22 protein-coding genes are annotated in these 23,996 nt (G+C 59.3%); 8 read left to right on the forward strand and 14 right to left on the reverse strand.

Going from position 1 to position 23,996, the window contains the following annotated elements:
• Positions 1–297, reverse strand: a complete 297-nt coding sequence (gatC, locus tag B2696_RS00250) for an Asp-tRNA(Asn)/Glu-tRNA(Gln) amidotransferase subunit GatC (protein WP_075729653.1) — start codon at positions 295–297, stop codon at positions 1–3.
• 209 nt (positions 298–506) lie between these two features.
• Between gatC and B2696_RS00255 the strand changes: the two genes are divergently transcribed.
• Positions 507–1,172 carry an amino acid-binding ACT domain protein gene (locus B2696_RS00255; protein ID WP_286953146.1) on the forward strand — a complete coding sequence of 222 codons (666 nt, stop codon included), beginning with the start codon at positions 507–509 and terminating at the stop codon, positions 1,170–1,172.
• A gap of 18 nt (positions 1,173–1,190) precedes the next feature.
• Here B2696_RS00255 and B2696_RS00260 read toward each other — a convergent pair whose 3' ends face one another.
• Together B2696_RS00260 and ligA are read right to left on the reverse strand one after the other, a co-directional pair.
• Positions 1,191–1,955 carry an HAD family hydrolase gene (locus B2696_RS00260; RefSeq protein WP_276623437.1) on the reverse strand — a complete coding sequence of 255 codons (765 nt, stop codon included), beginning with the start codon at positions 1,953–1,955 and terminating at the stop codon, positions 1,191–1,193.
• Between the two features lie 9 nt (positions 1,956–1,964).
• Entirely contained in the window at positions 1,965–3,986 is a 2,022-nt protein-coding gene (ligA, locus tag B2696_RS00265; RefSeq protein WP_286953148.1) for an NAD-dependent DNA ligase LigA, read from the reverse strand.
• Between the two features lie 74 nt (positions 3,987–4,060).
• Here ligA and B2696_RS00270 point away from each other — a divergent pair, with 74 nt between their 5' ends.
• Positions 4,061–4,732, forward strand: a complete 672-nt coding sequence (locus B2696_RS00270) for a 3'-5' exonuclease (RefSeq protein WP_286953150.1) — start codon at positions 4,061–4,063, stop codon at positions 4,730–4,732.
• Here the strand turns inward: B2696_RS00270 and B2696_RS00275 are convergent.
• Positions 4,729–5,649 carry a methionine synthase gene (locus tag B2696_RS00275; RefSeq protein ID WP_286953152.1) on the reverse strand — a complete coding sequence of 307 codons (921 nt, stop codon included), beginning with the start codon at positions 5,647–5,649 and terminating at the stop codon, positions 4,729–4,731. The two genes, B2696_RS00270 and B2696_RS00275, sit on opposite strands and share 4 nt — an antisense overlap.
• 68 nt (positions 5,650–5,717) lie before the next feature.
• Here B2696_RS00275 and B2696_RS00280 point away from each other — a divergent pair, with 68 nt between their 5' ends.
• Positions 5,718–6,086 (forward strand): PH domain-containing protein, encoded by a 369-nt coding sequence (locus B2696_RS00280; protein ID WP_286953154.1) that lies wholly within the window; start codon positions 5,718–5,720, stop codon positions 6,084–6,086.
• 36 nt (positions 6,087–6,122) lie between these two features.
• On the opposite strand, the gene mnmA is transcribed toward B2696_RS00280, so the two are convergent.
• Positions 6,123–7,208 (reverse strand): tRNA 2-thiouridine(34) synthase MnmA, encoded by a 1,086-nt coding sequence (gene mnmA, locus B2696_RS00285; RefSeq protein ID WP_286953156.1) that lies wholly within the window; start codon positions 7,206–7,208, stop codon positions 6,123–6,125.
• A gap of 111 nt (positions 7,209–7,319) precedes the next feature.
• Between mnmA and B2696_RS00290 the strand changes: the two genes are divergently transcribed.
• Positions 7,320–8,156, forward strand: a complete 837-nt coding sequence (locus B2696_RS00290) for a spermidine synthase (RefSeq protein WP_286953158.1) — start codon at positions 7,320–7,322, stop codon at positions 8,154–8,156.
• Here the strand turns inward: B2696_RS00290 and B2696_RS00295 are convergent.
• Complete coding sequence (locus tag B2696_RS00295) at positions 8,128–9,282, reverse strand: glycoside hydrolase family 25 protein (RefSeq protein WP_286953161.1); 1,155 nt, start codon at positions 9,280–9,282, stop codon at positions 8,128–8,130. The two genes, B2696_RS00290 and B2696_RS00295, sit on opposite strands and share 29 nt — an antisense overlap.
• Positions 9,283–9,517: 235 nt before the next feature.
• On the opposite strand from B2696_RS00295, the gene B2696_RS00300 reads away from it, so the two are divergent.
• A complete protein-coding gene (locus tag B2696_RS00300; protein ID WP_286953163.1) occupies positions 9,518–9,994 on the forward strand; it encodes a hypothetical protein in 477 nt (158 codons plus the stop codon).
• Positions 9,995–10,006: 12 nt separating this feature from the next.
• Positions 10,007–10,447: an HNH endonuclease signature motif containing protein gene (locus B2696_RS00305; protein ID WP_286953165.1), complete on the forward strand. Its 441-nt coding sequence runs from the start codon at positions 10,007–10,009 to the stop codon at positions 10,445–10,447.
• Here B2696_RS00305 and B2696_RS00310 read toward each other — a convergent pair.
• Genes B2696_RS00310 through B2696_RS00345 form a run of 8 tightly spaced genes read right to left on the reverse strand, consistent with a single transcriptional unit; the run spans position 10,444 to position 19,723 of the window.
• Positions 10,444–12,762, reverse strand: coding sequence for a bifunctional lysylphosphatidylglycerol flippase/synthetase MprF (locus B2696_RS00310; RefSeq protein ID WP_286953166.1), 2,319 nt, complete (start codon positions 12,760–12,762; stop codon positions 10,444–10,446). The two genes, B2696_RS00305 and B2696_RS00310, sit on opposite strands and share 4 nt — an antisense overlap.
• Positions 12,749–13,960, reverse strand: a complete 1,212-nt coding sequence (locus B2696_RS00315) for an alpha/beta hydrolase (protein ID WP_286953168.1) — start codon at positions 13,958–13,960, stop codon at positions 12,749–12,751. Before B2696_RS00315 ends, B2696_RS00310 begins: the two co-directional genes overlap by 14 nt.
• A 48-nt stretch (positions 13,961–14,008) precedes the next feature.
• The gene (locus tag B2696_RS00320) at positions 14,009–15,136 is read right to left on the reverse strand and encodes a cysteine desulfurase family protein (protein WP_075729641.1); all 1,128 of its coding nucleotides are present in this window, start codon (positions 15,134–15,136) and stop codon (positions 14,009–14,011) included.
• Positions 15,136–16,077: an electron transfer flavoprotein subunit alpha/FixB family protein gene (locus tag B2696_RS00325; protein WP_075729640.1), complete on the reverse strand. Its 942-nt coding sequence runs from the start codon at positions 16,075–16,077 to the stop codon at positions 15,136–15,138. Before B2696_RS00325 ends, B2696_RS00320 begins: the two co-directional genes overlap by 1 nt.
• An 8-nt stretch (positions 16,078–16,085) precedes the next feature.
• Positions 16,086–16,868, reverse strand: a complete 783-nt coding sequence (locus B2696_RS00330; RefSeq protein ID WP_286953172.1) for an electron transfer flavoprotein subunit beta/FixA family protein — start codon at positions 16,866–16,868, stop codon at positions 16,086–16,088.
• Positions 16,869–16,892: 24 nt separating this feature from the next.
• On the reverse strand, positions 16,893–18,044 hold the full coding sequence (locus B2696_RS00335) for a THUMP-like domain-containing protein (RefSeq protein WP_286953175.1): 1,152 nt from the start codon (positions 18,042–18,044) through the stop codon (positions 16,893–16,895).
• 8 nt (positions 18,045–18,052) lie between these two features.
• Entirely contained in the window at positions 18,053–18,880 is an 828-nt protein-coding gene (locus B2696_RS00340) for an NUDIX hydrolase (RefSeq protein WP_075729637.1), read from the reverse strand.
• A 24-nt stretch (positions 18,881–18,904) separates the two neighbouring features.
• Positions 18,905–19,723, reverse strand: coding sequence for an ABC transporter ATP-binding protein (locus B2696_RS00345; protein WP_075729636.1), 819 nt, complete (start codon positions 19,721–19,723; stop codon positions 18,905–18,907).
• 58 nt (positions 19,724–19,781) lie between these two features.
• Here B2696_RS00345 and B2696_RS00350 point away from each other — a divergent pair, with 58 nt between their 5' ends.
• Both B2696_RS00350 and glgB read left to right on the forward strand, forming a co-directional pair.
• Complete coding sequence (locus B2696_RS00350) at positions 19,782–21,791, forward strand: maltotransferase domain-containing protein (RefSeq protein ID WP_286953178.1); 2,010 nt, start codon at positions 19,782–19,784, stop codon at positions 21,789–21,791.
• Positions 21,792–21,866: 75 nt separating this feature from the next.
• Positions 21,867–23,987 (forward strand): 1,4-alpha-glucan branching protein GlgB, encoded by a 2,121-nt coding sequence (gene glgB, locus B2696_RS00355; protein WP_286953180.1) that lies wholly within the window; start codon positions 21,867–21,869, stop codon positions 23,985–23,987.
• Positions 23,988–23,996: the final 9 nt, after the last annotated feature.

Raw genomic sequence — 23,996 nt, forward strand, 5'->3', positions numbered from 1 at the left:
TTATTCTCCTCCCAGGATCTGCGACACCGCGAAACGACCATCTTGGACGGCGGGTGCTTGATCCAAAGCCTGCTCCGCGTTTAGCGTGCGGACGATCTTGTCCTCGCGCATAGGCGCTTGAATTGAATGCGGGTGGCTCATGGGCTCCACGCCTTCAGCGTCAACGTTGCGGACGGCCGAGACGGCCCCAACAATCTCATCGATCTGCTTGGCGAACTGCGCCAATTCCTCCTCGCTCAACGCCAGGCGCGATAGCTTGGCGAGGTGGGCGACCTCATCACGCGAAATCTCAGACACGCGTACTCCATCCTTTGTTCTCTGCATTACAGTGGCGCCGTCACGGAAAACCCGGCGGCGACGCATACCATGTCAATTGCTACCGGACCATGTTACTGCACTCTTACTACCCTGTCTGCGCCCGGCCCCTGCCCGCGATTGGTTGAGGCCTTTAATCCGGCACAGGTAACATGGGCCAAACTATTCCTACAAAGAAAGTTAACCCTCATATGTCATTTCTGATTCGTGTCCTTTTGCCCGATTCGCCTGGCAGCCTCGGTAATCTAGCCGAGGCTATTGGAGAATTAGAAGGAAATATCCAATCCGTCGATATAGTGGAGACTTTTCCGGACGGCACCGTCATGGACGATATCGTGGTCGAGCTTCCAGCTACCACGATGGCGGATGCCCTTATCACCGCCGCGTCAACGGTGGAAGGCGTAAAGGTCGACTCGATTCGCCCCTTTAGTGGCCGCGTGGACAGGCGTGGCCAGATACATCTTTTAGCCAAGGTCGCCGCCAAGGCTTATAGCGTGCAAGCAGCTATGGAGGAATTAGTAGCGGCCATACCGAAGGCGTTGACCTCTAGCTGGGCAATCGTCATAGACAACAACGAGCCCATCCACCGCGTGGCCTCCTCTATCGCCGCTCCTGAGGATGATGGCACGGTACCGGCTGACATCCAGGTCGATACGGCACGCACTCTCAGCGCCGACGTTGAGTCCTGGGTTCCTGAGCGCTGGTCCCTGCTCGACTCCGCGCTCGCAGCCGCGCCTTTGGGCGATACCGGCCTAGTTATCGTCATCGGCCGCACCGGCGGGCCCGACTACCTCGCCTCCGAGGTAGAGCATCTCGGAAACTTGGGCACCATTCTGGGAGCTGTCCTCAAGAAGTAACGGAAAGAAGTAGCGGATTCACAACTCCTCCAGGGCCTGGGCCACCCCGAGAACCACATGGGTGACCTGCTCGCGCACGGGCGCGGGAGCCCAGGGGAAGGAAAAAGAGACGTCGGCAAGCGCGTGCATGGGCAGGTCGTTGAAACTATCCCCAAAGGTATAAAGCTCCACCGCATCACGTTCAATTCCCAGGTGCTTGAGCAGCCAGGAAATCCCCCAGCCCTTGTTATGCCCAGGCGGCATGATGTCGTAAAAGCCCACGTTGTGGGAGGTTTCCAGGTCGAAGTGCGCCGTGACCCACTCGTCAACCTCGCGCTGTAGATCCCTGCGATCCGGCGCCCAGGCAGTGAGCAGAACAACCTGCTCGTGCATCAATTGCTGCCACCCCATGGGGCGAGGGTTGCTGATGATGTGATTGGTGGGCCCGGAAACGCCGCGGCACACCAGCCCGTCCGCGCCTTCGAGCGTGGTGCAATAAAGATTGAGACCATCAATTCCCTCCAAGTGCCGCGCGATGGCTGCCACCGCATCCTGGGGAAGATGTTCCTCGTAGAGGACCTCAAATGCGGAATCGGTGACCACGGTGCCGTTATAGAGCACTCCATAATCCATGGTCACGCCGAAGGGATCGAGCGAAGTGCGGGCAGAATGAATGGACTTGCCGGTTGCGGCGATGGCGATATTGCCCTCCGCTCGCCAGCGCGCAATAGACTGCGCTATCTCCTCCGGAATCTTTCCATCGAAGTAGATGGTGCCGTCCATATCGAATGCCGCTATCTTCATACTGCCAGCCTAAGCCACTCCGTCCTCGAGCAGCCTTTCAAACCCAGGCTCGTCGAGCACCGCCACACCCAACTCACGGGCCTTATCAGCCTTAGAGCCGGCGTTCTCACCCACGACGACGTAGTCCGTTTTCTTCGACACCGAACCCGAAGCCTTGCCCCCGCGGGAAAGAATCGCCTCCTTGGCTGAATCGCGGGAGAAGTTCTCCAAAGTACCCGTCACCACGATGGTCAATCCATCTAGAGTCTGCTCCGGCTTATCGGTATCCTCGACCTCCATGGTCACGCCGGCCTCGGCCCACTTGCGCACGATCTCGCGGTGCCAATCGACGTCGAACCACTCCTTGAACGAAGCCGCAATGATGCCGCCAACTCCGTCGGTCTCCGCTAGGTCCTCCACCGGAGCAGCGCGCAAGGCCTCCATCGATCCATAGCGCGTGGCTAGGGCACGTGCGGCAATGGGGCCGACGTGGCGGATGGACAAGGAGACCAACACCCGCCAAAAATCCGCATGCCGCGCGGTCCTGAGGTTTTCCAGGAGCTTCTTTCCCTGGGCATTGAGAATTCCCGCCTTGGTTGTATACGCGGCGGATTTGAGCAGCTTTTCCTCATCGAGGTCGAAAAGGTCTCCTTCATCGTGCAGAACGCCGCTGGTGATGAGATCGGTGGCGGCCTTTTCTCCCAGTGCCTCTATGTCCATCCCCTTGCGCGAGGCAAGGTACTCCAAACGCGCAGCTAATTGCGCTGGGCAACTGCGGGTATTGGGGCAACGCCAATCGGCGTCACCATCACGTTGTGGCGCCAACTTGGCGCCGCAGGAAGGGCACTTCTCCGGGAAAGTCCATTCCTTCTCTGTGCCGTCTCGCTTTTCTAGAACGGGACCCAGTACTTCCGGGATGATCTCCCCCGCCTTACGGATGATAACGGTATCCCCAATACGCACGCCCTTGCGTTTAACCTCTGCCTGATTGTGCAATGTAGCCAGCGAGACAGTAGAGCCGGAGACGAAAACCGGTTCCATGATCGCAAAAGGAGTCACCCGGCCAGTACGTCCAACCCCCACCTCAATGTTGAGCAACGTGGTGGTGACTTCCTCCGGCGGATACTTATAGGCAATGGCCCAGCGCGGCGCGCGGGAGGTCGTTCCTAGGGCGCGTTGCTCGCGAATATCGTCAACCTTGACCACGAGGCCATCCATCTCGAAAATTGCATCATGGCGGTGGTCGGCCCAATACGACACCTGCTCTTGGACCTCGCGGGAGGAATGCACCTGCTTGGTATAAGGCGAGACGGGTAGCCCCCACGCAGCCATAGCGCGATAAGCCTCGTGCTGCGTGGCTGGGCTAAAGCCTTCGCGTGCGCCGATGCCGTGGCAGACCATCTGCAGTCGACGCTTCTTGACCTCCGCGGGATCCTTCATACGTAATCCGCCCGCAGCCGCGTTGCGAGGATTAGCAAAGGCCGGCTTGCCATCCGCTAGGCGCTGTTGGTTAATCTCCTCGAAATCACTAGGGCGCATGTAGACCTCCCCGCGAATCTCTACGAGCCCGGGAAGGGGAAACTCCTCATTTGTGCTGAGCGAATGTGGAATATCAGGGATGACGCGCGCATTATTCGTGATGTCTTCCCCCACTCGTCCGTCTCCACGCGTGGCCGCAGATGTCAGGCGCCCGTTGCGATAGACCAAGTCGATGGAAAGCCCGTCTATCTTCAGCTCGGTCAGGTACGTCGAAGCCGGGGTTCTATCCAGCCAATCCTGCATCTCTCCCGCACTAAAGACGTTATCTAGACTGGTCATCCGCTCCAAGTGCTGCACATCCGCAAAGGGAGATGCCGCTCCGACCTCCTGGGTGGGAGAATCAGGCACGGCCAGCTCGGGGTGCTCGGCTTCTAGGCGCACTAGGCGCTGATAGAGCTCATCAAAGTCGGCGTCCGGAATCGAAGGCTCGCCCTTGTAGTACAGCTCGCGGTGGCGGCGAACCTCCTGGGCTAGCTCGGACCATTGGCGTTGCAGATCTACTGGATTAGTCACGGCTGCCCATCTTAATCGTTTCGCTGACACATGCGTTCTCACCCGTGTCTGCCGGGCAGACTAAGGTAAGTGCCATGATCTTTGACGCCTCCCGCATGCTCTCCTTCGACCTCGAAACCACCTCCGTCAATCCGCGCGAAGCCCACATCGTCACCTCGGCGCTCGTGCGCATTGACGGCCACGAGGTAGACAAGCGGGAGATGCTCGCGGACCCAGGGATTGAGATCCCCGAGGCAGCCTCCAAGATTCACGGCATCAGCACCGAGCAGGCACGAGCGCAGGGACGCCCCCATGCGGAAGTTCTGGCGGATACCGTCCAAGCCATCAAGCAAGGCTGGAAAGATGGCCTGACGCTCATCGTCTACAACGCCGCCTATGATCTCTCGGTGCTGCGAGCGCTGACGGGAGACTTCACGGTCACCGGGCCCGTCTTTGATCCCTTCGTCATCGATCGCGTCATGGATAAAACGCGTCGCGGCAAGCGCACCCTGACCGAGGTATCCAAGTATTATGGCGTAGAGCTGGAAAACGCGCACGAGGCCACGGCGGATGCGCTCGCCGCTGCCCGCGTTGCGTGGAAGCAGGTGCGCCAGCGTTTCCCGCAGCTCGCACAGATGGACACCGATGCCCTCATGGAGTTCCAGGCAGTCGAATGGTACAAGGACCGCGTGAGTTTTAAGAAGTATCTCGAAGGCAAAGGCCGCGATGCCTCCGATGTCTCTACCGCGTGGCCAATGCTCGGCTAGAGATCTCCCGCATCCCTCTCGAGTATCTCCGCCAAGCGGGTAGCAAAGGCTAGGTCGCGCGGCGCATCACGCACCTGAGTGGGAAATACATCGACGTCAGTGGTGAGATAGTCACGTGAGAGCCCCAGATGGTCCAGGTGACGCGCTATCTCGATGGCGCTGGCGCGGGGATCCCCGGGAGTAAGCCCCAGCCCGACCCTCCTGCCCGCCTCAAGGTGCGTGCCCAGTCCTTCTAAGTTCTCGTTGCTCCCTAACCCGGCAAAGTCCACCAACACGGTTGCAGCGGCTGTGGCTATCTCCCATAGCGGTGTCTCCAGACGCAGGAAATCCGCTTTATAGGCGGCAAGAATTTCGAAAGTGACCTCTCGCGGGACCGCGCGGATTGTCTCAAAGTCAGTAGTCCCCCTTAGCCGGCCAAAGAGAACTCTCCCCAACAGCGGCTCGTCCAATTGCACCTTGACCTCGCCATGAAAACGCCGCTTGAGCTCAGCAACGTGTTCTTCCAGCCCAAGGTGCAGCGCCTCATTGAGGTCTCGAAATGCTCCTGGGTCAGTTAAGACGCGGTGCCCATTGGGAAGCTCCACCGCCGCAGCTAAAGAAAACGGACCAACTATCTGGGTCTTCACCCGGGGAACACTCTCTCCCCAAGATTCTTGGATCTCATCAAGATCGCGTTCCATCCGGTCCCACGTGCGCCTTGTCAACAGCTGCGGCCGTGGGGTCAACTGCCACGACCGTGGCCCGCGGTCCACATTGACGGCCTTGAGCATCCCAGCAGTCCTGCCCACCGCATCTGAGCCCAATCCACGCTGCGGAAGCTGCGGGAGGCACGGCAATACTCCGGACTCCCCCATGACTATCTCAGCTGCCTCCTGCATCGAGGTCCCTGGCAAAACTCCCAGTCCAAAACCAGTCATGTCTCCACCCCTTTAGAACTAAGATCCTCGGAGGTACTCTACTCCCCCTCTTATAGAAAGCTGATCCTATGGCACTCGAAAAGTTCGAAGGCTGGACCTTCTACCAACCTTGCCCCATCCCAGATGATATCCAGAGCGTGTTGGCGGTCAACGAACAGCCTTCGTGCGCTTTCAAAACTGTTCGTGATGCCGCCGTTTTCACCAATTACAGGCTGATCATCCGCGACTCCCAGGGCCTCACCGGTAAAAAGGTCGAAATGTACTCGATCCCCTACTCCTCAATAAACATGTGGTCCACGGAGAATGCCGGAAAGATGCTCGACATCAACGCCGAACTCGAGCTGTGGACGCGGGCCGGGCATTTCAAGATCAACATCGGCCCGAAGATTGACATTCGAGCCCTAGACCAGCTGATCTCCAATTGCGTATTTCAATAGTGCTCCCTAGTTGAGGAGAAAGGACGGACGCACCGCCTAGCGCGTAGCGCAAATGGTGCCTGAGCCTAAGACGACGTCGCCAAGCGCATCGTCGCTGGGCAGATACAGCACCGCGGCCTGGCCACGGGCAACACCGGACAGGGGGCTTTCCAGCTCCAAGGACATAGTGTCATTGTCGCGGTCGACGCGGGCGCGGCAGGCCACCACCGACCCGTGCGCGCGTACCTGCACCTCGCAGCTAAACTCACCGTCCATTGCTGGGTGCAAGAACTTGAGGCGGTCGGCTTCGATGAAGGTCACCGCGAGATCTTCGCGCGCCCCGACGGTGACTGTGCCGCTAGCGGCGTCGATATCGGTGACGTAGCGCGGACGGCCATCGCTGGCTGGGGCCTTGATATCGAGTCCCTTGCGCTGGCCAATGGTGTAGTTCCACGCGCCATCGTGCTCCTTGAGCTCGTGGCCGTCTTGATCAACGATCATTCCGGGACGCAGCCCAATGCGTGAGCCCAAGAAAGCCTGGGTGTTGCCGTCTGGGATAAAGCAGATGTCATAAGAGTCAGGCTTCTTAGCCGTGGAGAATCCATGGCGGGCAGCCTCCTCCCGGATTTGCGGCTTCGGGGTATCCCCGATGGGAAAGAAGCAATGGCGCAGTTCCTCGGCGCTAATGACGCCCAAGACATAGGACTGATCCTTGTTCTCGTCGAGGGAACGGCGCATGTAGCCTTCGGAATCAATGGTGGCGTAGTGGCCGGTGGCAACGGCATCAAAGCCAAGCGCCATTCCCTTCTGCAGCAGTGCGCGGAACTTGATCTTCTCGTTGCAGCGCAGGCACGGGTTGGGAGTCTCGCCACGAGCATAAGAATCGACGAAGTCCCCGATGACGGCCTCCTTGAACTGCTCAGAAAAGTCCCACACATAGAAAGGGATACCGAGCTTGTCGCAAATGCGGCGGGCATCCGCAGAGTCCTCGAGCGAACAACAACCACGAGCCTTCTCCCGCGTTTGCTGCGCATCCTTGTGCAGAGCCAAGTGAACCCCGATGACCTCGTGCCCGGCCTCGACCGCCCGGGCTGCGGCCACTGAGGAATCGACGCCACCGCTCATAGCGACCAGTACTCGCATTTACTCCACCTCTTCTTTCTCGGCGCATGAGTCTACCCTCTATGTGCCCATGAGTCTTACTCCTAAGCCCCAACGCCGAAAGCGCCACTACCATTCCCTAGAGTTGTGCGCATGGGAAGAAAGCGCAATTCACAGGACGACCCTCGCATCGGCACGTATGAGATTTCGACGGGGACAGCCGAAGTTATCGCGGACGAGTACCGCGACAATTCCTATATCCTCAACGTCAATGGGGTTCCCAGCAGCCACATCGTCATGGATGAACCGCGCGAGCTCGAGTTTGAGTACATGCGCTGGATTGCAGCTGCCGTCGAGGCGCTGCTTCCCGTGGCGCCGCAATCGCTGCGCATGACTCACCTGGGTGGCGCGGGATGCACCCTCGCGCGCTACTTCGCCTCCGAGTGGCCGCAGTCCCGGCAGACGGTGATCGAGTTGGATGCCAAACTCGCCGAGCTAGTACGCACCCTTTTTGATCTCCCCCGCGCACCAGCCTTGAAGATTCGCGCTGCCGAGGCCCGCGCCGCAACTGAAGGTTTCCCGCCGTCGAGCAGAGATGTCATCATCCGAGATGTCTTCGCAGGTGCCACGACTCCGCGCCCGCTGACCACGGTGGAGTTCTTTCAGGCGGCGCATCGCTCACTTGCGCCTGGTGGGTTGTACGTTGCCAACTGCGGCGACCATCCTGACCTCAGCGTTGCCAAGGCGGAGCTTGCCGGAATGCGGGAAGTATTCTCTCACGTCGCAGCCATTGCAGATCCGGCGATGTTTAAGGGCAGGCGTTACGGAAATATCATCCTCGTGGGCACAGATAGCACAATGCCAGCTGCGGGCTCCGTGGGAGCTGCGCAACTGGCAAAGGTTCTGCTGGGCGGGGCGGTACCTGCCCAATACCGAGATGAAGCTTGGGCACTTAAGCTTTCTACTGGTTCTCCCGCATTACACGATTAAGGATTCCGGCTACCGCATTGGCGTCGAACTCGGGCACTTCTACGCCCGTGCCGCGCGCTGCATTAGCGGCTGCGTCGATTTCCTTGGGGCCAATGTCACTGATGTGTGCCGCGTTATCAAGCAGGATAGTGAGGTCACCCACCGTATAGTCTCCTGCGGCCATGTCCGTGAGCTCCGAGGTCGGCAGGGCACCAGCATTCTGCAGCGCTTCGATGAAGGCCGCGAACTTCTGCGCGGAGTCAGCAGGCAGGCCGGAGTCCTTTGCGGCTTCGATGAGCTGCGGCCCAGCAATGATGCCTGCTGCCAAGGCCAGGATGGCCGCGATCAACGGGGTGCTATCGGAGCTAAGGTCCGGCAGGTCGGCGTCGACAAGCTCGGTGAGGACGGCGCCCAAGTTGACGTTGTTGCCGCCACTGAAGGAGTTCAGCTGGGCCTGAGTGCCGTTGAAGAGGTTGAGGTCCACGTCCCCGGCGACGCCGTTGACGCGCCCGCTTCCGGTGCGCTGCCAGAAGGAAAGCTGATCCCAGGCACCCACAGGGCCCGGGGCTTGCGCCTGGTAGGCGGCGAGCCACAGCGGCATGTCCGAGAACTTCTGGGAGTTGTTCATCTCACCCTGCCAGAAGAACTTATAGGTATAGATCATCGGGGTGCGGCCACTAAGGCGCTTGAGTTCGCTGGTGAACTCCTGGATCCAGCTCTCGAGCTGGGCAGCGCTCTTTCCTTCCGCGACCTCGATGTCGAGCACTGGAGGAAGAGTCTGCCCTGGGACTAGGGCCAGCTGGGATGCAAAATGTGCAGCCTGCGTTTTAGCAGACATCTTTGGACGGGCGTAGTGATAGGCGCCGACCTTCAGCCCCGCTGCTGCGGCCCCTAGGGTGTCTTGCACGAAGTAATCGTTGACATAGTCAGTGCCTTCAGTGGCCTTGACGAAGGCAAAGGATTGGCCGTCCCCCTTGGCGTTGCCCCAGTTGATGGGAGCTCCGCCTGGGTGCTGGTGACTTGCCACGTCGATTCCTCGTGGTGACGAAGGCTCGATCGCCTGCGCAACGCTCATGTTGCCGCAAACAATCGCAACCGCGGTCATGAACGCGATGATGACAGATTTAAGTGCCCTACTTGAACTCATGCGCGAGAGTGTAACACTCAAATAACTCGAGTCACATTGGCAACACGCGCATCTGGAGTTAATTCCTTCATCTCCCGACCCTTCGCTTTACGACGCCACCCCAATCCCAAATCCTTCCCTTGCGCAGCGAGAACCCGGGGGTTAAGGTGGGGATAGCGCTTCTCAAACATGTGTTCTATATATGGCCCATGTTCCACGGTCAGCATTCTCGGGGGAGAAAACTTGTTTAACTACTATGCCGTCAACGACGGCTACCAATTCGGCAGCCATCGCTGCCACCTTGTGCAAGCTTGGAAATGACGCCACAGAAGCCCTCGAGCGGATCGATGCTGAAAGAGCCCGTTACCTGACGGCCAGTAGGCCTTGCCAGCACCTTCCTTCCGCACGAGCCATTCGCAATAAAATCAACGCCCTCATCGCCCAAGAAGATGAAAGCCTAAGCACCCAGGATTCCACTGAGCCAGAGGACACTTATCACGTATTCGCACTCTCTAGCACGCGCTCTTGCCTCAGCGCCGAGTACGATTCCGCCACCGCCCTTATCCTTGACGAGCACATCAGGCAGACTGCAGAAAATCTAGACGTTTCCCCTGCTGAGGCCCTGGCGCGCCTTATCAAAGGAGAAGCAGCAGGCGCGGCGAACGTGAAGCTCCACGTCTACCGAGCCTCGGACGTGCATAACGCGCCTGCCTTTGTCAAGGCTGCTGGCTAGATTCACCCAGATGTGGCAGATCAGTACTGTGCCACGTCCACCCGGGATATAGACGCTGCGGCCACAGCCACCAGCAAGAGCTACTCCACCCCGGCGCACATCGGAGCTTTCGTCGAGGGCCGCGACGGAACCTGCCGCTGGCCAGGATGCAGCCGCCAGGCGCACCAATGCCAAAAAGACCATCGCATCGACTTCGCCGCAGGTGGCCCCACCGCCGCAAGCAATCTGGCTAGTTTGTGCCAGCATCACCACAACATCAAGACTGATGGGCGCGCGTTCTATATTATGGACCCCTTCACGGGTGACATCGTGTGGCTTTTTGAGAACGGGCGCTGGGAGTACGACGAAGCAACCGGCCCTTTAGCACCGAAAGCCAAGAACTGGGTCCAAAGCGTCGGGCAGGCCATAACTCGGCGCCGCGACAACGCGCACGACGATGCTAAGAAAGACTAGCTCTTGCGAGACTCACTCCACGTCCTGACCACAGACAGGGCATCGCTTGCGCGCAAGGTAGGCAGATAAGCATGCAGGACCGACAAACCGATGGCAGGCAGTGATAATTCATCCTCATAGCACAAGTACCAAGGGACCTCCTCTGGCTGGAACTTGCGCTTGCTGGCGGCCAAGGAACGGAAGCCATAGAGAGGCTCGATTTCTGAGCCCACGCGAGTCAAAGCTGCGTCGAGAAGCTTGGGGTCTTCGTGCTCCCCTGCCAAGGGAGCACCGGAAAGGGAGATCCATTGCTTTCCCTCGGACGCGGCAATGAGCAATGCCTCGGAGAGGAGAAACTCCATCACGCCCTTAAATGCGTCATCTTCGCGGCGCATGACATCGAGGGTGTATCCAACGATCTCACCGGAGCGACGCACGGGCATCCAGCTTGTTACACCGTGCAGCTTTCCCTGCTCATCGATGGCGTAGAGAATCTTGGTGCCAGGTTCCTGCATCTCGGTCAGTCCGCCCAAGGTAAAGCCCATCTCAGGGAGAGCTTTCTCGGAGACCCAATCCTCTGACAAGGCCTCAATCTTGCTGGCCACCGAACGGGTGAGGTCGTCCCACTCAGTCCAGTGGGTCTCGATTCCTTCTTTCTTCGCCTTGTTGCGAGCAGTACGAATGTTTTGGAACTTCTTGCCTTTGAACTCGGTGTTCTCGCAGCTAAGGACGGCCTCTTCCGCGACTTCCAAGCGCTTGAGCTGCGGGTGGGCATCCGCGTATTCCGCAGAAACCGAGTACCACGCAGGGGTCCAACCCTGCTCACGGGCAAATTCCTCGAACTGCAGAGAAATGTCTTTTCCAACCGGAGCGCCCAAGGTAAGCGCAATGCCATTGGCTACCCGGTATGCAACATAAGAATCATCATGGAAGAAGTAACGGTTACCCTGCCAAATGGTCATGAAGGAGAGGTGATCCCCCGAGGTAGCCTCGAGGATCTCTCGCGCGCGCCGCCGATCGGCTTCCTGGACTGGGTCCGCAGGGCGGGTAAAGGCACGATAAAGCAAAACAGCACACACTGTCCAAAAGACGTTGCCCACCCATTCGTAGAGGAGCCAGCTCAGCCAGCTGCTGGGAAGGACCGCATGCGGCAGCATCAAAGCGACGACGGTGGGCATAAACCGCAAGGGAAGCTCTTGCAACGCTGCGCTTGGCGAAGTCCCCCCGACGAAACTGTCAGGAAAAATCACCGCACCGAGGAACCACACGGCAGCGCAAACAAATCCAGTGATGGCTGCGATACCGAGGTACTTGCGCAGCACTACGCGATTCTCGTTCACGCTAAAAAGCCTGCGAGTAAGAATCAGGACTACTAGAGTAAACGCCCACGGAGTCAGGACCGCGACGAGGTTGAGTCCGTAGATGAAGAAATTCTCTCGGTCAAAGTCCCAGACTTGAATAACCAGCAGAGCCATTGTGAAAATCTGCAGCGCGCTGGCCAACCACCATGCGAGGCGGCGGCCGCGGATAAGACCAAAGCACAGGACCAGCTGAATAACCAGCGGCATAAGGTTTGCCACAGCGGGGCCGATGCCCTGCATACGTGCCAGATCGGATGCGGCAAGGCAGGCGGCCGAAGCAGAATCAAGGCCGCAGGCCATTCCCACCTCGAGGTTGGAGAGCGTCGGCGCCCAAATCAGTTGTGTGATCTGAGAAAACGGGCCTTCGGCCGAGGGGTTGATGGCGACGAGAAACGGCCCCAGTGCGACCGCACCAGCCACGATGGCCACGAGGGTGCGCCGCTCTTTGACTGAGGGCTTGGTGCGCTGCTCCGAGTGAACAAGAACGCCAGCGACGATGGAGGTTACTGCGGCGACGACACCGAGGACGTCGGAAAGCGAGCCCGAGTAGAGCATCGACGTCAGGGTTAAGGCCAGCAAAGTCACCCTAAATCGGCGGCGCCACAGCCGGGACATGGAGGCAGAAGCAAATCCCGCAGTACCCGCAATCCAGCCCATGGGAGTGAGATTGTTGCTGTGGAGAAGATCGTCTCCCCACTGGTTCAGGCCGGAAATCTCAATTCCGCGGGCAGTAACGAGTGCTAGGGGCGCACAGATTATCTGAAAAGCCAGCCCCACGACGACGTATTTCTTGGTGCGCAGTACATACTCGGCGGGTGCGCTAAGACCCAGCGCCATGAGAGTCAGGACCACAAGCCCGCCCACTGAAGGAGCGCTGAGCCCAAACTTTGAGAACAATTCGCCGCCAAGGAAGAAGAACAACCACATGGCGACGATCAGTATTGCCGTCGCCGGTGTTCTTCTAAGAACGGACATCCTTCTCCTCAATTCCGTCGAAAGGATCTACTTTAACTTCGATCCCGCCTCGCCCTGCCGCCCAGGCAAAGGCCTCCCGCAGGCCTGGGCGCCACACTTGGAAAGAGTGCCCACCAGGCCGCGTTCCATAGTAGTTTTTAATTCCGGCCTTGGCCGCGAGTTCGCTCTGGTTCTTTAGAGCTGCAACCGATGCCGAATCATCAACGCCGGCGATAAAAACCGCCTCGAGGTTAGGATACTTGTTCTTCTGAAGCAGATGGACCGGGTCTTGGGCGTTGTAGCGAGTCTCATCTCCTCCGAAAAACTTTTGAACTGTCGCTGCGTGGTCTCCGATGGTCGGCTGGGCCTCGCCAGAGATATTGATGACCGAGCCGAAGGCATCCGGATGGTTGGTGGCAATCTGCATGGCACACGTACCACCGTAGGAAAGCCCCGCGACCGTCCAGTGGCTCTGGTCCTTGTCTACTCGAAAACTCGACTTAATCCCCGCCGGCACGTCTTCGGCCAGATAGGTCATCACCTTTGCCACGTCCGAATCCGCACAGATGGGGTTTGCCGTCTCGGAGCCAGTGGCATCTACCGCAATAACGATGGGGCTCATGCCGTCATTCGTGGCCTGAAACTGATCAGCAGTCTCGGCGGCCTCGCCGGAGCCAAACCACTGGTCTGGCCCTCCGGGGTTTCCGTGCAGAAGCACCATAACCGGTAGTTTTGCACCCTTCCAATAAGCGGGGGGAACGTAGGCTATGGCCTGCCGTGCTTGGAAGCCGGACTTCTTGCCGGGAATATCCACGTGTACAAGCGCTGCTTGATCGGAGGACTTGAAGGAGGAGAACTCCTTGTAGTCCATATCCTTGGCCACTTCACGCGGATCAAGGGAACCTATGTTGGGATAGGTTTGATACTCCATATTTGCCAGACCCGCTGTCGCGAGCGCTGCCACGAGGCCCAAGCTGATCATGATGCGCCGCGGCTTACTCAAAAAAGCAGCAACGGGAACAATTCCGGCAGCGAAGAGGTAGAGCGGCACCTGCCACGTACGCATGAAAAACCACGTGATGAGAACTACGAGGAGGGCCACCGCAAAGGGCCAGATTTTCTGACGCCAAGCCACAACCAACGCGATGATTCCGAGGATTGCGAAGAAGATAACGCCGTCGACGGGATCAGCCAGCGGAAGGTTAAAAAGGAAATTCACTCATCAAGGATAGGCTCTTATTAATCAATTCCGCCTGAGAATAAGCTGTTACCCCAGTGCCGAAACACTTCGAGCACGGTCGATGACTTCAGGCAGACGGGCAAGCACGAAATCGATGTCATCTTCGGTGGTACCTCGCCCCAAGCTGAAGCGCAGAGAGCCCAGGCCATCGTGCTCAGTTATGCCCATCGCCTCAAGCACGTGAGACATGCGGTTTACCCCCGCATGGCAGGCAGAACCGGTCGATGCCTCAATGCCTAGCTGATCCAAAAGTAGGATAAGGCTGTCACCGTCAGTACCGGGAAAAGACACGTGCAGATGCGAGGGCAGACAGGGCTCCACGGAGTTGAGCAGGACGTTGTCGATCGAGGCCAGAATTCCTTCGCGCAGTCTGTCGCGCAGCTTTCCCACGCGCACGGACTCTGCGGCAGACTCACGCAAAGACTCGTCCAAGGCAGCAGCCAGTCCCGCCGCACTCGCCACATCTACGGTTCCAGGCCGGATACCGCGCTCCTGCCCGCCACCGAAGGCAATGGGTTGGGGCGCAGGCGCGCGTCGCGCCAGCAAGAGACCTATGCCGCGAGGGCCACCGAACTTGTGGGCGCTCGCCGCCAGGGTAGCCGCGCCGAGGGAGTCAAAGTCAAAGTCAAGCTTTCCCGTTACTTGCACCGCATCGATGTGGACTGGGGTGTCGACCGCGCTGGCCCGCGCAATGAACTCATCGATAGGCTGTATGACGCCGGTTTCGTTGTTGGCCCACATGCACGTGGCGACGTCGGCCGGTGAATCGAGGGCGCTGAGATCATGGATACGCCCATCGCGCCCGACGTCTAGCAGATCTACTTGGGCACCTTGAGCGGCCAAGTAGCTCACGGTCTCCTTAATCGCAGGGTGTTCGATAGGAGTAGACACCACGCGCTTGTGGCTCCCCGCGCGGTACAGACCCTGCACCGCGATGTTATCGGACTCGGTGCCTGAGGAGGTGAAAATCACCTCGATGGGCTCGCAGCCCAAGAGCCGGGCCACGGTCTCTCTGGCCTCGTCGAGTACAGATCGCGCACGGCGCCCCGAAGCGTATTGCGCACCGGGGTTGAGACTAGCGGCGGCAGAAACCCAGGCGTCGATGGCGCACTGACGCATGGGCTGAGTCGCCGCGTAGTCAAAATAATGCGACATTACTTGCGCGATTCCAGCTGTTCTACCAGGGCAGGGACAATCTCATGGAGGTCCCCGACAACGCCAAGATCCGCGATCTTGAAGAAGGGCTCGTCTTGGTCTTGGTTGATAACCACGATCGTCCCGGAGGTCTGCATGCCTGAAGTATGCTGAATCGCTCCGGAAATACCCAGGCCAATGTAGAGATCCGGGGAAACAGTAACACCGGTCTGCCCCACCTGACTCGAGGCCTCGTAGAAGCCCTCATCCACCGCGTCACGGGTGGCACCGATGGCGCCGCCAAGGACGTCGGCAAGCGGCTCGACGATGGCCGCGAACTCATCGCCCACACCGCGCCCGCCGGCAACCACTACCTTGGCCGCGCTTAACTCTGGGCGCGCCGACTTGGGAGCAGGCTCAAAGGAAGTCACCTGGACATCTTTGGATGTTGCGGCAGGCAGTGGCATCGGAGCGGCGGCTGCAGCTGCCGGCTGTGGTTGAGCCGCCACTGCACCCGCGCGCAAGGTGTAGATGGGCGCAGGACCCGACGCGGTTGCTGTTGCCTCATAGGATCCGCCGAAGATGCGCAAGTGTGCGCTGCCATTGGCATTGATGGCATCGACGTTTGCCAAGGCGCCGGAGGCCAGGCGAGCAGAAAGACGCCCGGCGATTTCGTTATTGGTCGGGGTGGCGGCCATGATGATCGGCGCGGGATTAGCCGCACCGAGGGCATGCAGCGCGTCAACCTCCGGAAGAATAAGCCGCTGCTCGTAGTCGGCGGCGGTGGCCTGCACCACCTGCGCAGCGCCCAAGGCACCGAGCTCGGCATCGAACTCATCGGCCTGCTTGCCGACGACGACTGCTGAGACCGTGCCCAGTACCCGCGCGGCGGTAATCAATTCGGCGGTGACGGGATTCAGAGCGCCTGCCTCGTGCTCGACAAGGACATAAACGTGAGACATATGTACTCCTAAATCAGGTTCTTAGCGGCGAGGAAGTCTACGATTTGTGAAGCCGCAGCAGCCGGGTTGGGGTCCGTGATGAGCTCGCCGGCGGTGCGCTCGGGACGACGTGAGGCCTCAACCACCGTGGTAGTGGGGGCAACGGCAGAAATGCCCAAAGACGCAAGATCCACAGTGGTGATCTCCGCCTTCTTTGCCGCCATGAGTCCCTTGAAGTTGGGGAAACGGGGCTTATCGGCCTTATCCGTGACCGAAGCAATAGCGGGAAGGTTGGCCTGCAATTCGAAGCGTCCACGGGAATCTACCCGAACGCCGCGCAGAGTCTGCCCCTCCAAAGTAAGCGACTGCATCTCCGTCATGGCGGGGATCTGCCGATACTCGGACAAAAGCCCGGCTAGCAGGCCAGTATAAGAGTCCGAGGCGGCATTGCCCATGGTGATAATGGCGACGTCCTCGATGGTGTTGATCGCGGCGTTGAGCGTCCAGGCCGTAGAAAGCGCATCGGAACCGGCCAGCGAGTCATCGAGGATATGCACGGCGTCATCCGCGCCCATGGCCAGCGCCTTGCGCAGCGCATCTGCAGCTGCGGCGGGGCCCATCGTCAGCGCGATGACGCGGAAACCGGCCTCCGGGTTATCGTCACGCAGGCGCAGTGCTTGCTCGACCGAGTACTCATTAATCTCGTCGATGACGTTATCGACACTGACGCGATCCAAGGTGTAGTCCGCCTCGAGCGACTTAGTGGACCACGTATCCGGCACGTGTTTGACCAGGGCCACGATTGCTGGCATTGGGCATTTACCTTTCCGATAGATTTATATTGCGAAATTCTCCTCGCCCGATACTACTCGGGGACCGCATACCAAGGCGACTCCCTGCGTTCCGATGCGCGTGAGCACCACTGCCATCGCTTTATCCCCGCGCAGCTTGAGCTTCTTGCGCAGTTGATCAGGGTCGATATCTAGCCCCCGAACCAGAATCTCCACCGCGCCGGCACCGCGGGCATGCAGCACCGACTTGAGGCTTTTGAGCGGCACCTTTTCGAGGAAGGGAAAGCCCGAGGCACCTGCCGGAATGGACTCCCCCGTCAGATAAGCAATGCGGTGATCCAGCTGGTGCAGACCGTGCCTAGCGCCGTAGTGGCGCACCAATCCCGCGCGCACCACCGCACCATCCGGGTCGATGATAAAACTCCCAATTTCTCCGGACTCCGGCAGATCTTCAGTGCGGAAGTCTTGGCCATCGAGGACGTCGACTTCCCCCGTCGCGGAGATCATCACCGCTCTGCGTCCGCTTCCAAGCCCCGGAGTATAAAGGCACGCCTCCTTGACTCCCCCAGCCAGGCTAGAGACCACAACAAGGCCCTCCCACTGGTTGAAGTCGAGGCCAGGCGCACACTTTACCGCCAGCTCACCACGGTGAGCATCCACCAGATCCGGAAGGGGCGGCAGGAGTTGGTCAGGGTGGGTAATTCTCCTGCCCCCGGCCCGGCGCGCGGGATCGGCCACGATGACATCAGCCGTCGAAGTCACCGTCAGGGCGTCGGCCTGAAAGAAGTGTCCCTCCGGCACGTTATAGCGCGCCATCTCCAGGCGCACGCGGTCTAAGTCCGAGCCAAAGTAGGAAATACCCGCCGAGTGCATCGCTGCGCCTTCAGTTCCGATTGAACACGTGACGTCCTGCACGAGGCTGACTCCGAACTCAGCAAGAAGGCGTGCACGGTAGCGCGCCACAGGCAGCGCCGTAGCCTGCTGCACCGATTCGCCGTCCATGAGCCAGCGTCCGGGCAGCTTTGCGCTCCGGCGTGCTTTGAGAAGCTCCGCCACCACGCGCCCGTGCTCCCCAAATTGGGCACGGAGCTTAGCGACGTCCTCCAGCTGGGTCTTCTTGCTCATCTCAAGGTCCAACGCGGAGATCTCGGCTGCGTGCTGGCGCAGATAATCGATGTCAGAAAGCTCAAAACTCATAGTGAGGATCAGATTCTATCTATGGGGTTGGCGGTGAAGAACTCACGGTACTGCGGATCATCTACTGGGTCGCCGATGATGAGGCGGAGATCGGAATAGGAGGCATCCTGCAGCGCCTCGCCCACGGTGGAGTAGGAAGCTAAGCGCCGAATCTGCGCCCACGTGGGCAACGCGAGCCTTACTAGCCCTGCGCGCCAGCCATCCATGATGAGTCCGGGGCGAAACCATCCGGCATCATCGGCCTCCATGGTATTTCCATCCGGCTCCTGCCCTTCGGGCAAGACTCCGAGGAAGAAGAATGTGTCAAACCATTGACCGCGGTCCTCGCCAGCCCAACGCGCCCAAGGCAGCAGCATGTCCGCGTCGACGCGCATGCCATTGTTGGCCAAGAACTCGGTAAAGGAGATGACGTGGGCTTCAAGCAGCTCCCGCTCGCGGTGATAGCGGCTGGCATCGGAGATAATGCCGTCGTCGCGGATGGCAAGCAGGGTGCCTGATTCTTCAAAGAGTTCACGCGCGGCGGCGAACACGAGGGCGTGGGCCTTGTACTTAGTCACGCCCATCCGCCTGGCCATGGAGACTACAGAGCGTCCTGCCCATTGCTCTCCGGAGTCCCACATGCGGGGAGGAAAGTCACGGGGATCAACCCCACCGCCGGGGAACACCGCATGCCCCGGATAGGTTTTCATCGTAGAGACTCGCTCTTGGACCCACACCTCAAGTCCCTCGGCGCTATCACGCAGCAACAGCACCGTCACCGCGAGCCGACCCCCGTTAAACCCCGAGGTGTCTTGAGGGTCAACAGCATCTAAGGGGTCAAAACCGGGATCGATCATAAAACGCTCGCTTTTAGGGTCTCTCTAGCGAAGACGGCGGGCGAAGTATCTATCCCCGATCCGGTCGACCTGGATCGGTTGATGAAACGCCGCGGTAAGGTTCTTGGAATTAAGGACCGAATTGATAAGTCCTTTGGCCACGACCTTACCCTCATCAAGGAGCATGGCATGGGTAAAGCCGAAAGGAATCTCCTCGACGTGGTGAGTAATCATTACTATCGCCGGAGCATCGGCGTCCAATGCAAGCTCTCCTAGGTAGCCCACGAGGTCCTCGCGTCCGCCCAAGTCCATGCCTGCGGAGGGCTCGTCCAAGATGAGCAGCTCGGGGTTAGACATCAGGGCTCGCGCGAGTATGACGCGCTTCTTCTCGCCCTCCGACAGTGTTCCCCAGTAACGCTTGGCAAGATGGCGAGCGCCTACCTGTTCGAGGATGTCGAAGGCTCGGGAAAAGTCCATGTCTTGATACTCTTCGCGCCAGCGCCCCAACACGGCGTAGCCGGCGGAGATGACAAGATCGTCGACCCTCTCGTCATCCGGAATGCGGTGTTGGACGGCCGCGGAGGAGATTCCAATCTGGGCGCGGAGATCACGCAAGTCGGTCTTGCCTATTCTTTCGCCCATCAAGAATGCTTCCCCGGATGAGGGGTATTCCTCAGCGGCGGCCATACGCACGAGGGAGGTCTTTCCCGCCCCATTCGGCCCGATGATTACCCAGCGCTCGTCGAGCTCGACTTGCCAGTCCACCGGCCCTACGAGAGTCTTGCCTCCGCGGCGCAATTCGACGCCACGGAAATCGATGAGCCAGTCTTGCTCTGTTGGAGTTACGTCATTCACATCCACCATTGTGGCCGATTAAGAACTTGTCCGTCGAAAGTGACACCCCTGCATTAGTCTAAAGATTATGACTTCCCGCCTTGTTATCGACGATGTTCGCCCTCACATCAGCTCCGGCACGCTGCCTTCGAAGGCCGTCGTGGGAGAGGTAGTGCCCATTACAGCCCTGGTGTGGCGCGAAGGACACGATGCCGTCGCCGCCACGTTGTCGGTGTGGCCTGCGCTTACTGGTGAGGTTTCTTCCTCGACCATGTCTTTTGACCCCGACAACCCCGACCGGGTGCACGGGCTGTTTGGCCCCTCGGCGCCGGGGCGTTGGTTCTTCCGCGTCGATGCGTGGTCTGATCCTATTGCGACGTGGCGCAATGCCGTGACCAAGAAGATGGCTGCTGGCCAGCAGGCCGCCGAGCTGTCGAATGATCTTCTTATCGGTTCTGAGTTCTTCTCGCGCGCTGCCTTGCAGACCCCCACCGATCATGCCGAGCCGCTCTTTGTTGCTTCGCGTTGCCTAGCGGATGATAATTTGGCCCTAGCAGATAGGGTGCAGGTGGCGCTTTCCGCCGAGGTCGAGGAGATCTTGGCGGAGCATCCTTTGCGCGAGCTCATCGTCGACGGCGCCATCCACGAGGTCGTGGTTGAGCGCCGCGAGGCTCTTTATAACTCCTGGTACGAGCTCTTCCCGCGCTCTACTGGCGGGTGGGATGAGGAAGGAAACCCCGTGCACGGCACCTTTGCCACCACCGCGCAGGCTTTGGAAAGAGTTGCCGCCATGGGCTTCGATACGGTCTATTTCCCACCCATCCATCCCATCGGCAAGGTACACCGCAAGGGTAAAAACAACAGCGTTGTGGCCCAGCCCGATGATGTGGGCTCTCCTTGGGCCATCCAGGACCACTCCGCCACGCACCCGCGCCTGGGCACGATGGAAGAGTTCCGTGCTCTGGTCTCCCACGCTCGCTCCCTGGGCCTAGAGGTAGCGCTGGATCTCGCGCTACAGGCCTCCCCCGATCATCCTTGGGCACAGACGCACCCGGAGTTCTTCACAGTGCTTCCCGACGGCACTATTGCTTACGCGGAGAACCCCCCTAAGAAGTACCAGGACATCTACCCCCTGAATTTCGATAACGATCCCGCGGGCATCTACGCGGAGATCTACCGCATCACCATGATCTGGGTAGAGGCCGGCGTGACAGTATTCCGGGTAGATAATCCGCATACTAAGCCTGCGGGATTCTGGTCCTGGCTCATTGCCAAAGTCCACTCCACTCACCCGGAGATCATTTTCTTGGCAGAGGCTTTTACTAGGGCGCCCCGGCTTTTTGGCCTTGCCAAGTCTGGCTTCTCTCAGTCTTATACGTACTTCACGTGGCAAACCTCGAAACATGATCTCACGGAGCTTGCCAAGCTGCACGTCGAGCAGGCCGATATCTGCCGCCCCAACTTCTTTGTCAATACCCCGGATATTTTGCACGCATCCCTGCAAAACGGGGGCCGAGCCATGTTCGCCATCCGTGCTGCCTTGGCCGCCACTCTCTCCCCAGCCTGGGGCGTGTATTCCGGATTCGAGCTCTACGAGCATCGCGCCGTAGCCCCTGGCAGTGAGGAGTACCTCGACTCGGAGAAGTACGAGCTACGCCCGCGTGATTTCCAGTCCGCAGTCAAGTCCGGAGACTCGCTTGAGGCCTATATCCGGCTGCTCAACTACATCCGGCGGGAGAATCCTGCCCTTCAGCAGCTGCGCAACCTCCACTTCCACAACACCGATAACAACAACATTATGGCCTACTCCAAGGTCGATACGGTCTCCGGCAATGTCGTGCTGGTGGTGGTCAACCTCGATCCCCGCAACCCGCAGGAAGCCACGGTCTATGTCGATCTTCCAGCTATCGGGCTCGATTCTGGCGCGACTTATCCCGTCAGTGATGCGATTACGGGCGCGGTCTATCACTGGGCGGACCGCAACTTCGTACGCCTGGAGCCTTTGAGGGATGTCGCGCATATCTTTGTCCTCCCCGATGTAAATCCCGCCGAAAGCGCGCACCTAGCCTGGCGCGAGGTGGAGGACTACCGCCCTTAAAGTTTTTCCCCGCAGCCCACAAGCGCAGCCAGTATTATCTCCACCAGCATAAACGCAGTTAGGTAGTCTCAAGTCATGCACATTCCCACCGCCGATCTCGAACGCCTCGACAATTGCCGCCATTACAATCCTCACGGATTCTATGGCTGGCATGACGGAGTCGTCTCCACCCGTCGCCCTGGAGCCGAGGCCATCGATCTGGTCACCAAGGGCGCCGTCATTCCCATGCGCAATGTCGGCCACGACGTATGGGAGGCGCCTCTTCCCGTGGAAAGTGACTACCGCCTGCGGATCACTTATCCTTTCCAATCCCCCGTCGATGTCGCCGATGGTTATCATTTTCTCCCCACCCTGGGCAGCGTCGATCTCTACCTCATCGGCGAGGGGCGCCACGAGAGGTTGTGGGAAGTCCTCGGATCCAACCTCAAGACCTATGAGACGGATATGGGCACCGTCAGCGGTGTCGCCTTCGCGGTGTGGGCTCCCAACGCCGAGGGTGTAGCCGTCATTGGTCCGTTCTGCGGTTGGAATCCCACGCAATATCCTTTGCGTTGCCTCGGTGCCACCGGGATTTGGGAAGTCTTCATTCCGGGGCTTGAGGCGGGCAGCGAGTACAAGTTCGCTATCCAAACCAAAGATGGGCGCCGGATCGATAAGTCCGATCCCCTGGCCAAGCGTACTTTTTCCCCGCCCGCCACCTCCTCTGTTGTCGAGGAGAGCTCTTATCACTGGGGTGATGATTCCTGGATGCAGGCACGCGATAGCGACCTAAACAAGCCCATGAGCATCTACGAAGTTCACGTCGGGTCGTGGAAAATAGGAGCAGACTACGACAGCCTGCGCCAGGAGCTCATCCCCTACCTGCTGGAGCATGCCTACACCCATGTCGAGTTCCTGCCTGTGGCTGAGCATCCTTTTGGCGGTTCTTGGGGCTATCAAGTTACCGGCTACTACGCGCCCTCTGCCCGCTGGGGCAGTCCCGATGATCTGCGCGCCCTGATTGACGCACTCCATCAAGCTGGAATTGGCGTCATCGTCGACTGGGTACCCGCACACTTTCCCAAGGATGAGTTTGCGCTCGGACGTTTCGACGGCCAAGCGGTTTATGAGCACCCGGATCCGCGCCGCGGTGAGCAAGCAGATTGGGGCACCTATGTCTTCGACTTCGGGCGCAATGAGGTCCGCAACTTCCTCGTCGCCAACGCCTTGTACTGGGCGGAATGCTTCCACGTCGATGGGCTGCGGGTGGACGCCGTGGCCTCAATGCTCTACCTGGACTACTCACGCGATGACTGGCTGCCCAACCAGTACGGCGGCCGCGAGAACCTCGAAGCGGTGCAATTCCTCCAAGAAACCAACGCCACGATGAATCGCGTGCACCCCGGTGTATTAACCATCGCGGAGGAGTCCACCTCCTGGCCGGGAGTCACCGCTTCCACCGCCGATGGTGGGCTGGGTTTCTCCCTCAAATGGAACATGGGGTGGATGAATGACACACTCGAGTACTTCGCCCATGAGCCGGTTCACCGCTCCTATCACCACGGTGAGCTGACTTTCTCCATGGTCTACGCCTACTCCGAGCGCTATGTCTTGCCCTTCAGCCACGATGAGGTTGTGCACGGGAAGGGCTCGCTATGGACGCGCATGCCGGGAGATGATTGGAACAAGGCCGCTGGACTGCGCGCCCTCTATGGATACATGTTCACGCACCCGGGCAAGAAACTGATGTTTATGGGCCAGGAATTTGGCCAGACCTCCGAGTGGTCTGAGGCCAACTCGGTGGACTGGGCCAACTTGGAGGGCTGGGGCAGCGAGTGGCATCACGGCATCAAGCGCCTGGTGCGTGACCTCAACCGTGTCTACCGCTCTACTCCTGCTCTCTGGTCTCAAGACTTCCAGGACCAAGGCTTCCAGTGGGTCAAGGCGGATGACTCCAGCAATAATATGTTGGGATACGTTCGCTACGGCTCGGACGGTTCTGCACTCTTGGCCGTCTGTAATTTTTCTGGCTCGACCATTTCCAACTACCAACTGTGGGTCCCCCGCAACGGTGCTTGGGACCTCGTCATCAACACCGATGATGCTGCCTACCAAGGCGCTGGAAATGACATCAGCGGGCAGGTGCTCTCGGCGAATAACTCGCTCGAGATCTTCCTGCCCGCCAACTCCGTGCAGTGGTACCTCTTCCGCGGATAGGAAGAGCTA

The sequence above is a fragment of the Corynebacterium sp. UBA4397 genome (assembly GCF_002390965.1).
GTDB classification, from domain to species: domain Bacteria; phylum Actinomycetota; class Actinomycetes; order Mycobacteriales; family Mycobacteriaceae; genus Corynebacterium; species Corynebacterium flavescens.

Excerpts from the sequence above, each read along its gene's own strand:
- B2696_RS00280 (WP_286953154.1), top strand. The coding sequence starts at position 5,718 with ATGGCACTCGAAAAGTTCGAAGGCTGGACCTTCTACCAACCTTGCCCC.
- glgB (WP_286953180.1), top strand. The coding sequence starts at position 21,867 with ATGCACATTCCCACCGCCGATCTCGAACGCCTCGACAATTGCCGCCAT.
- B2696_RS00335 (WP_286953175.1), bottom strand. The coding sequence starts at position 18,044 with ATGAGTTTTGAGCTTTCTGACATCGATTATCTGCGCCAGCACGCAGCC.
- B2696_RS00300 (WP_286953163.1), top strand. The coding sequence starts at position 9,518 with ATGCCGTCAACGACGGCTACCAATTCGGCAGCCATCGCTGCCACCTTG.
- B2696_RS00310 (WP_286953166.1), bottom strand. The coding sequence starts at position 12,762 with ATGTCCGTTCTTAGAAGAACACCGGCGACGGCAATACTGATCGTCGCC.
- B2696_RS00260 (WP_276623437.1), bottom strand. The coding sequence starts at position 1,955 with ATGAAGATAGCGGCATTCGATATGGACGGCACCATCTACTTCGATGGA.
- B2696_RS00255 (WP_286953146.1), top strand. The coding sequence starts at position 507 with ATGTCATTTCTGATTCGTGTCCTTTTGCCCGATTCGCCTGGCAGCCTC.
- B2696_RS00330 (WP_286953172.1), bottom strand. The coding sequence starts at position 16,868 with ATGCCAGCAATCGTGGCCCTGGTCAAACACGTGCCGGATACGTGGTCC.
- mnmA (WP_286953156.1), bottom strand. The coding sequence starts at position 7,208 with ATGCGAGTACTGGTCGCTATGAGCGGTGGCGTCGATTCCTCAGTGGCC.
- B2696_RS00275 (WP_286953152.1), bottom strand. The coding sequence starts at position 5,649 with ATGACTGGTTTTGGACTGGGAGTTTTGCCAGGGACCTCGATGCAGGAG.
- B2696_RS00345 (WP_075729636.1), bottom strand. The coding sequence starts at position 19,723 with ATGGTGGATGTGAATGACGTAACTCCAACAGAGCAAGACTGGCTCATC.
- B2696_RS00290 (WP_286953158.1), top strand. The coding sequence starts at position 7,320 with ATGGGAAGAAAGCGCAATTCACAGGACGACCCTCGCATCGGCACGTAT.
- B2696_RS00340 (WP_075729637.1), bottom strand. The coding sequence starts at position 18,880 with ATGATCGATCCCGGTTTTGACCCCTTAGATGCTGTTGACCCTCAAGAC.
- B2696_RS00270 (WP_286953150.1), top strand. The coding sequence starts at position 4,061 with ATGATCTTTGACGCCTCCCGCATGCTCTCCTTCGACCTCGAAACCACC.
- B2696_RS00295 (WP_286953161.1), bottom strand. The coding sequence starts at position 9,282 with ATGAGTTCAAGTAGGGCACTTAAATCTGTCATCATCGCGTTCATGACC.
- B2696_RS00320 (WP_075729641.1), bottom strand. The coding sequence starts at position 15,136 with ATGTCGCATTATTTTGACTACGCGGCGACTCAGCCCATGCGTCAGTGC.
- B2696_RS00325 (WP_075729640.1), bottom strand. The coding sequence starts at position 16,077 with ATGTCTCACGTTTATGTCCTTGTCGAGCACGAGGCAGGCGCTCTGAAT.
- B2696_RS00350 (WP_286953178.1), top strand. The coding sequence starts at position 19,782 with ATGACTTCCCGCCTTGTTATCGACGATGTTCGCCCTCACATCAGCTCC.